Origin of the sequence: Acinetobacter chengduensis, from assembly GCF_003664645.1 — a bacterium.
GTDB lineage: Bacteria > Pseudomonadota > Gammaproteobacteria > Pseudomonadales > Moraxellaceae > Acinetobacter > Acinetobacter chengduensis.
In genome coordinates this window covers 109,133-117,294 of sequence record NZ_RCHC01000012.1, presented here as the reverse complement: position 1 = coordinate 117,294, position 8,162 = coordinate 109,133, and the positions used below count along the sequence as shown (strand labels likewise).

The following is an 8,162-nucleotide window of genomic DNA, read 5'->3' as shown; positions in this document are numbered from 1 at the left end:
CTCAGTTTTTTATCCCATCATTCATCCTAAATAACATAGAAATATTTATTTTTTACAAAAGATCAAAGCAATAGATTTAAATCATGTATCAATTCATACCCCTGCTTTTTACCTTTCTCATTCAAACTACTCTTTTTAATTTTGTAGCTTCATAAACTTGCTTGTATTAAATTCTATTAATATCGAAATTTATCGATATACTTCCAATCGCATATATCGTATTATCTCGATATAAAGTATACGAGGCCAGTTATGCGCAACTTAAGTGAAATTAAATTTTCAATATTAGAACTTGCACCTGTTCGTGAAAACAAAACCATTGCGGATGCATTACATCATGCTTTGGAACTCGCACAACATGCAGAAAAGCTGGGTTTTGAACGCCTCTGGGTTGCAGAACACCACAATATGGCAGGTATTGCGAGTTCCGCAACATCCGTACTTTTAGGCTATTTATTGGCAAATACACAACGCATCAAATTAGGCTCTGGCGGAATTATGCTACCTAACCATGCGCCACTAGTAGTAGCTGAACAATTTGGTACGTTGGCAACGCTTTATCCAAACCGTATTGAACTTGGTTTAGGACGTGCTCCTGGTACAGATCAATACACTATGCGCGCACTTCGACGTGGTCAACAAGAAACTGAAGATCAATTCCCCCAAGATGTAAATGAAATCTTGCAGTACTTTAAAGACCCTGTACCTAATCAAAGAATCATTGCAACACCAGGCCAAAGTACTGCTGTTCCAGTCTGGTTACTTGGCTCTAGTTTATTTAGCGCGCAATTGGCGGCGCGTTTGGGCTTACCTTATTCTTTTGCTTCACACTTTGCACCGCGCATGTTAGGGCAAGCAATCCAATTATACCGCGACAATTTCCAAGCCTCAGAATACTTAGACCGCCCTTATGTCTCTATGGGGGTTCCTATTGTTGTTGCAGAAACAGATGCTGAAGCGCAATTCTTAGCAACTACGCCCTACCAACGGATTTTAAGTATGTTCCGTAATCAACGTGGTAAACTTCCACCTCCTATTCCTACTATGGACGGTGTTTGGTCTGCATCTGAAAAAATGTCCGTGGATAGCTTTTATGCCATAGCTCAGATTGGATCGAATACCACAGTGAAAGCTGGTCTAGAGGCATTAGCACAGCGCTATGAAATTGATGAATTCATTTTTACTTGCGATATTTATGACACGCAAAAGCGTTTAGAAAGTTTTGAGCGCTTAATGGCTATTCGTAACCAAACTTAAAATATTCAATCCAACCTTATCAATAGCATCTTCACTCGACATATTTATTGTTCATAGTGAACGATGCTATTTTCGAGCACCCTTTATACTTAGATGGACTTAAAATTCTGTCCATTTTCCACAAATGCACCTCATTTTTTTGATCATCACAGCATTATTTTCGGGATGACTGTCCAGATTACATTCCGTATTTTACCTCTACGTTAAAGTTCGCTATCTATATTCACATAAATACACCCGAAAACAATTATTATTGGAACACTACTTATGAGCACACAACAGCCCGATGCACCCCATCAGGCCTTTCAAAATATTCATACAGATTTTAAAGAGTTCAAAGGCACCCTACTTTCTTCAAAAGACATTAAAAATTTTGACTTTAAAGATAAAAATGTGGCTGTTATCGGCATCGACCAAGATACTGCAACACAGCTCAACCATATTAGCCAACATGCTCAGCAGGTTGCCGTGTTTCAAATACAGCCTCATTTTGTCTTACCCAAAACAGAACGTTTCATCCATAAACTCATTGAGCATCCCTTAGTTATTAAAAATCGACGTTTATTTAACAACCGTATTAAAAGTCTTCTCGCACTCCGTTTTTTAGAAGATCAAGTCAAAGACACTTGGCTTAAGCATTTACTAATGCCCAACACAGCCATTCAAAATAAGATCTTTTTAAAGTCAGATCATTACTATTTAGCCTTACAACGCCCCAACTGCACCTTAGTGACATGGCCCATAATGAAAGTACATAGCCATGAAATTCAGGCCATAAATAATCATCTTTATCCATGTGATGTCATCATTCACCATGTAAAAACACCGTAATTGATTTCTTTATAAATGGGCCTATGTGGTTTTCGTATAGGCTCATGACTTTCAATCGTTTATTTTTTCATCGGTTAAATTATTTTTTTACGCTTATAAAACTGTTATCTGCACGACTCAGCAGACAAACTTAGCTCAAAAATAAGCTTTATCATTGAGATTAATCAGAGCATTTAAATGAATGTTCTACACACAAAAAACTGCACTACTTTTGTCTAAATTTCACCAGTAGAAAAGCAATGATTATTTACATTTTTTAAATATTCAATTTAATTTACCTAATAAAATTTGACCGTTTTTAATTATTTCTATCTATATTCAAAATAAGTGCTTTTGCTAATACACTCTTTCAAGAGGTTATTTTTGTAGAAAATGACATTATAGATAGCATTTATTTGATACATACTGATATTAAATTCTTATCAATCTATATTTCATATTTATAAAAAATGAGCCACAAAATCGTGGCTCATTTTGGCGTTAACCAATTCGACGCTTCAAACCAGTCATTTGCAATACACGCGTTGAGATTTCTTCAATCGACATCTCAGACACATTTAAATATTTAATGCCTTCCGAAATGTAAATTCCCTCAATCGCACGCAATTCCATTTGACACTGGTTATAGCTTGCATAACGGCTATTTGCTTTACGCTCCGAGCGAATCGCCACAAGGCGCTCTGCATCAATCATTAAGCCAAACAGCTTATGTTTATGCGGACGAAGCACTGCAGGCAGACGGTTATCATCTAAATCTTCTTCTGTTAAAGGATAGTTCGCAACACGAATTCCAAACTGTAAAGATAGATAAATTGATGTTGGTGTTTTACCCGAGCGCGATACACCAATCAGGATTAAATCTGCTTTGTCATAATGGCGAGTACGTGCACCATCATCATTATCTAAAGCAAAATGTACCGCATCAATACGAGCCTTATATGACTCAGAATCCGTCACTGCATGCGTCTGTCCGACTAAAGTCGTAGGCGATGTTCCTAGCTCATCCGACAACTTGCTAATAAGCCCTTCAAAAACATCAAGATTTATTGCATCCGCAGTATTAATAATATCGCGTACATACGGGTCAACTAAGGTATCAAACACCAAAGGCTTTTGACCGTCTTTTTGTGAGCGTTGATTGATCTCAGCTACGACGTTTGTAGCAGCCTCTTCAGAGGTAATATAAGGGATGATATGAATGTCAAAATCTACATGCGGAAACTGTGCCAACAAAGAGTGTCCAAGGGTTTCAGCGGTAATGGCTGTACCATCTGAAATAAAAAAAACACTACGCTGAATTTGTTTACCTTCTGACATTAAAATTCTCCTCAAATATTTGTCTAAGTGCTATATAATCTTTATAGTAAACCATCTTACATGACTGTCACTTAGTAAATCCAAAATGCTAAGTAATTTGTTATAATTTCATGCCAAGATAGTGATTAATACTGCAAAAGTGGAGTAACAACTTTGGAAGCGCGCGTAATTGGTCTAGAAAAATTAGGGAAACATGACGTTGAACTCGTAGGTGGGAAAAACTCATCTCTCGGTGAAATGATCAGCCACCTATCAAATGCTGGTGTATCTGTTCCGGGTGGTTTTGCGACAACAGCACAAGCTTATCGTGAATTCCTTGAGCAAAGTGGCCTAAACGCTAAAATTAACGCAGAGCTTGCGGCACTCAATGTAGATGACGTTATTGCTCTTGCTGAAACAGGCGCTAAAATTCGCCAATGGATTGTTGACACTCCGCTTACTGCAGAGCTTGAAAAAGAAATCCGTACAGCATTCGAAGCACTTTCAAACGGCAACCCTGATATCGCGGTTGCCGTTCGTTCATCTGCAACTGCAGAAGACTTACCAGATGCATCATTTGCTGGCCAACAAGAAACTTTCTTAAACATCCGCGGTATCGATAACATTTTGATCGCGATTAAAGAAGTTTTTGCTTCACTTTATAACGACCGCGCGATTTCTTACCGTGTACACCAAAACTTTGCACATGATGTTGTTGCATTGTCTGCTGGTATCCAGCGTATGGTTCGCTCTGAAACTGGTGCTGCTGGTGTAATGTTTACACTAGATACAGAATCAGGCTTCCGTGATGCAGTATTCATTACAGCATCTTATGGCTTAGGCGAAATGGTTGTACAAGGTGCAGTAAACCCTGACGAATTCTACGTATCTAAACCACTTCTTAATGCAGGTAAACACGCGATCCTTCGTCGTAACCTTGGCTCTAAACACCAAAAAATGATTTATGGTGAAGAAGGCGCTGCAGGTAAATCTGTTGTTGTGGTTGATGTAGACAAAGCTGAACGTCAACAATTTGCATTGAACGATCACGAACTACAAGAGCTTGCTAAACAAGCCTTGATCATTGAAAACCACTACGGTTCTCCAATGGATATCGAATGGGCAAAAGATGGCGATGACGGGTTAATTTACATCGTTCAAGCACGTCCAGAAACAGTAAAAAGCCGTGAAAATGTCGGCACCATGGAACGCTACCTTCTAAAACAAAAAGGTACTGTGGTTTGTGAAGGTCGTTCAATTGGTCAACGTATCGGTTCTGGTAAAGTCCGTATCGTGACTTCAATTAAAGAAATGGACAAAGTTCAAGACGGCGACGTACTTGTATCAGACATGACTGACCCAGACTGGGAACCAGTAATGAAACGTGCTGCTGCAATCGTAACAAACCGTGGCGGTCGTACTTGCCACGCAGCGATTATTGCGCGTGAATTAGGTGTTCCTGCAATTGTAGGTTGTGGTAATGCAACTGAAGTTCTTGTAGACGGTCAAGAAGTGACTGTTTCATGTGCTGAAGGCGACACTGGCTTCATCTATGAAGGTGCTTTAGATTTCGAAGTTCAACGTAACTCTATCGAATCTATGCCTGCTCTTCCGTTCAAAGTTATGATGAACGTAGGTAACCCAGACCGCGCATTTGACTTCGCTCAAATTCCAAACGAAGGTATTGGCCTTGCACGTTTAGAGTTCATCATCAACCGTATGATTGGTGTTCACCCTAAAGCGTTACTTAACATTGACAGCCTTCCACGCGAAACTCGCGCAGCTGTTATGGCACGTACTGCGGGCTATGCATCTCCTATCGAATTCTATGTTGAAAAACTAGTTGAAGGTATTTCAACGCTTGCTGCTGCTTTCGCTGACAAGCCAGTGATCGTTCGTATGTCTGACTTCAAATCAAACGAATATGCGAACTTAATCGGTGGTAAGTTGTACGAACCAGAAGAAGAAAACCCAATGTTGGGCTTCCGTGGTGCAAGTCGTTATGTATCTGACAACTTCCGTGACTGCTTCGAATTAGAATGCCGTGCATTGAAAAAAGTTCGTGACGAAATGGGCTTAACAAACGTTCAAATCATGATTCCATTCGTTCGTACAGTAAACGAAGCGAAACGTGTGATTGAATTACTTGCTCTAAATGGTCTTAAGCGCGGTGAAAACGGCCTTAAAGTAATCATGATGTGTGAATTACCAACTAACGCATTGTTAGCTGACCAATTCCTTGAACACTTCGATGGTTTCTCTATCGGTTCAAACGACTTAACTCAGCTTACACTTGGTTTAGACCGTGACTCAGGCATTGTTTCTCACCTGTTTGACGAACGTGATGCTGCCGTTAAAGTACTGCTTTCTATGGCAATCCAAGCATGTCGTAAAGCTGGCAAATATGTAGGTATTTGTGGTCAAGGTCCTTCGGATCACCCTGACCTAGCTTTATGGTTAATGGAGCAAGGTATTGAATCTGTTTCATTGAACCCAGACTCAGTATTAGACACTTGGTTCTTCTTATCAGAAGAAAAAGCTCAACAAGCTTAAAAATCTGTGTTAAAAAAAGACCCACATTTGGGTCTTTTTTTTCACCTATACTTTTTATATACGTTTTTGAGATTGTATTTTTATGCAGATTTACTTGGCACGAAATAATCAACAAGCTGGACCATACACTTTAGAGCAACTCAACCAAATGCTCGCAAGCCAACAAGTTTTACTGACAGATTTGGCTTGGCACCAAGGTATGACTGAATGGAAAGCTTTAGGTGAACTTACTCAAGGACAACTTGCATACCAACCTGCAGGTTATGTTCCGCCTACACCTGCACCAACAGCATTTCAACAACCTACTGCTACGGCACAAAAAAGCCCGAATGTTGCATCACAAACACTTGCATCTATTCCAAGTCGTGCATTAGCAAAAATTATTGACCTATTACTATGGTTACCTGCAACCTACATTTTGACATCTTTCTTCAGTGCTCAGGAAACTGAAACCTTTAATAAATTGAATGAACAATTTATTACAGCAGTGATGGATTCAAGTAGCAGCCCAAACCTGATTAACAGCTTACAGAACCAAATCTTCGATATGTTTTCAACGCAAGCATGGATGACGATGGCTGCATATCTCGTCATCATGCTCATGATTCAGGCCTATTTTATTACCAAGTCTGGTCAAAGCATTGGTAAAAAAATTACCAAAATTAAAATTGTGGATGCAGAATCTGGTGAGCAAGTTTCAACCTTACGTGCATTTACCCTACGCAGTATCGTGTTTATTTTGCTCAACTTTATGTTCTTAATGTTCGCAATTTTGGATTATTTATTCGCTTTTGGTGCAAAACGTCAAACTTTACATGATAAATTAGCGAAAACTAAGGTTGTAAAGCAACAGAAATAGCCAAAATCAAGGGATGAATTTTCATCCCTTTTTTTATTCATTCCTTTGAAATTAAAATAAAATTATTAATGGTTTTTCTCAATTCCGACTGACAAAATAGGTTTTTAATACAGTCATTTAAACCCGCTTTATGTATAGCTTAGTTTCCCGATATGAGGCATAATGCCTAACAACGTAGCGGTGTCTCATGATTGGGAAGGATTTTCTATGTCTAATAAGAATGTTCTCAATCATGCGACACTATAATCGCTATCCCATAATTTAATTAGGGAATGGGACTCTTCACCGAGGTTGTAAAATGAGACAAACAATTTTAGCTGTATTGTCTTTATCTGCGATCGCCGCACTGTTAACAGGTTGCGGTGGTGATATGGTACTTCTAAACTCCAAAGGTCCAGTTGCACAAGGTCAATCTGACTTGATGATGACTGCGATCTATTTAATGCTTTTAGTGGTGATTCCATCAGCACTTATGGCATTATGGTTTGGTTGGAAATATCGCGCGTCAAATAAAGATGCAGACTATAAACCGACATGGGCACATTCAACTACAATCGAAGTTGTAGTATGGGGTGTTCCTATCATTATTATTGGTATTCTTGCGTACTTAACATGGTGGGGTTCCCACAAGTATGACCCGTACCGTCCGCTGGAATCTGATAAAGCTCCTTTGACTGTTCAAGTTATTGCTGAACAATTCAAATGGATCTTCATCTATCCTGAACAGAACATTGCGACTGTTAACGAAATCCGTTTCCCGGAGAAAACTCCTGTAAGCCTTCGTTTAACATCTAACTTCACAATGAACTCGTTCTTCATCCCAGCTCTAGGTGGCCAGATCTATGCAATGGCTGGCATGCAAACTCACCTGAACTTATTGGCAGACGAAACTAGCCCAGCTGAAGGCTTCCGCGGTTTCTCTTCTAACTATTCAGGCTATGGCTTCTCACAAATGCGCTTCCGTGCTCATTCTGTGACAGATGCTCAGTTTGCTGAATGGGTTTCTGCTGTTAAAGCAGGCAATGGTACTTCAGTGAACCCTGAAGCAGTTCAAAAAACTGTTTTAGACCAAGCTGAATTTGCATCCTTACGTGATGGCAACCGTTCTAAACACCAAATCGAAGCTTTAGTTGCGAAAGCATCTACTCCTGAAGAAAAGGCAGCGGCAGAAGCAATGAAGTCGTACCCAACTAAGCCACATCCAGTGACTTATTACTCTTCAGTAGAACCTAAATTGTTCGAATCAGTGATTAACAAATACATGAGCAACTACCACGGTGCTGACCATTCAGCTACTGCTGGTCATGAAGCTGCTGCTTCTGAAGCTCATGCAGGCGTTGAACATACGGCTGCAGGGGAATAAGAC

The 8,162-nt window shown here is 39.7% G+C and carries 6 protein-coding genes; 5 read left to right on the top strand and 1 reads right to left on the bottom strand.

Annotated features, from left to right (window positions below; genetic code table 11):
* Window positions 1-252: 252 nt before the first annotated feature.
* Both D9K81_RS11885 and D9K81_RS11880 read left to right on the top strand, forming a co-directional pair.
* Window positions 253-1,257: an LLM class flavin-dependent oxidoreductase gene (locus D9K81_RS11885; protein ID WP_120374805.1), complete on the top strand. Its 1,005-nt coding sequence runs from the start codon at window positions 253-255 to the stop codon at window positions 1,255-1,257.
* Window positions 1,258-1,524: 267 nt separating this feature from the next.
* A complete protein-coding gene (locus tag D9K81_RS11880) occupies window positions 1,525-2,088 on the top strand; it encodes an NAD(P)/FAD-dependent oxidoreductase (RefSeq protein ID WP_120374804.1) in 564 nt (187 codons plus the stop codon).
* Between the two features lie 480 nt (window positions 2,089-2,568).
* Here the strand turns inward: D9K81_RS11880 and ppsR are convergent, their stop codons facing one another.
* Window positions 2,569-3,405 carry a posphoenolpyruvate synthetase regulatory kinase/phosphorylase PpsR gene (gene ppsR, locus D9K81_RS11875; RefSeq protein WP_117007604.1) on the bottom strand — a complete coding sequence of 279 codons (837 nt, stop codon included), beginning with the start codon at window positions 3,403-3,405 and terminating at the stop codon, window positions 2,569-2,571.
* Window positions 3,406-3,558: 153 nt separating this feature from the next.
* Between ppsR and ppsA the strand changes: the two genes are divergently transcribed.
* The 3 genes from ppsA (at window position 3,559) to cyoA (ending at window position 8,159) form a co-directional block, all read left to right on the top strand.
* Window positions 3,559-5,937, top strand: coding sequence for a phosphoenolpyruvate synthase (gene ppsA / locus D9K81_RS11870; protein ID WP_120374803.1), 2,379 nt, complete (start codon window positions 3,559-3,561; stop codon window positions 5,935-5,937).
* A gap of 82 nt (window positions 5,938-6,019) precedes the next feature.
* Window positions 6,020-6,796, top strand: a complete 777-nt coding sequence (locus tag D9K81_RS11865) for an RDD family protein (RefSeq protein WP_120374802.1) — start codon at window positions 6,020-6,022, stop codon at window positions 6,794-6,796.
* Between the two features lie 298 nt (window positions 6,797-7,094).
* Window positions 7,095-8,159 (top strand): ubiquinol oxidase subunit II, encoded by a 1,065-nt coding sequence (gene cyoA / locus D9K81_RS11860; protein ID WP_120374801.1) that lies wholly within the window; start codon window positions 7,095-7,097, stop codon window positions 8,157-8,159.
* The last annotated feature ends 3 nt before the right edge of the window (window positions 8,160-8,162 follow it).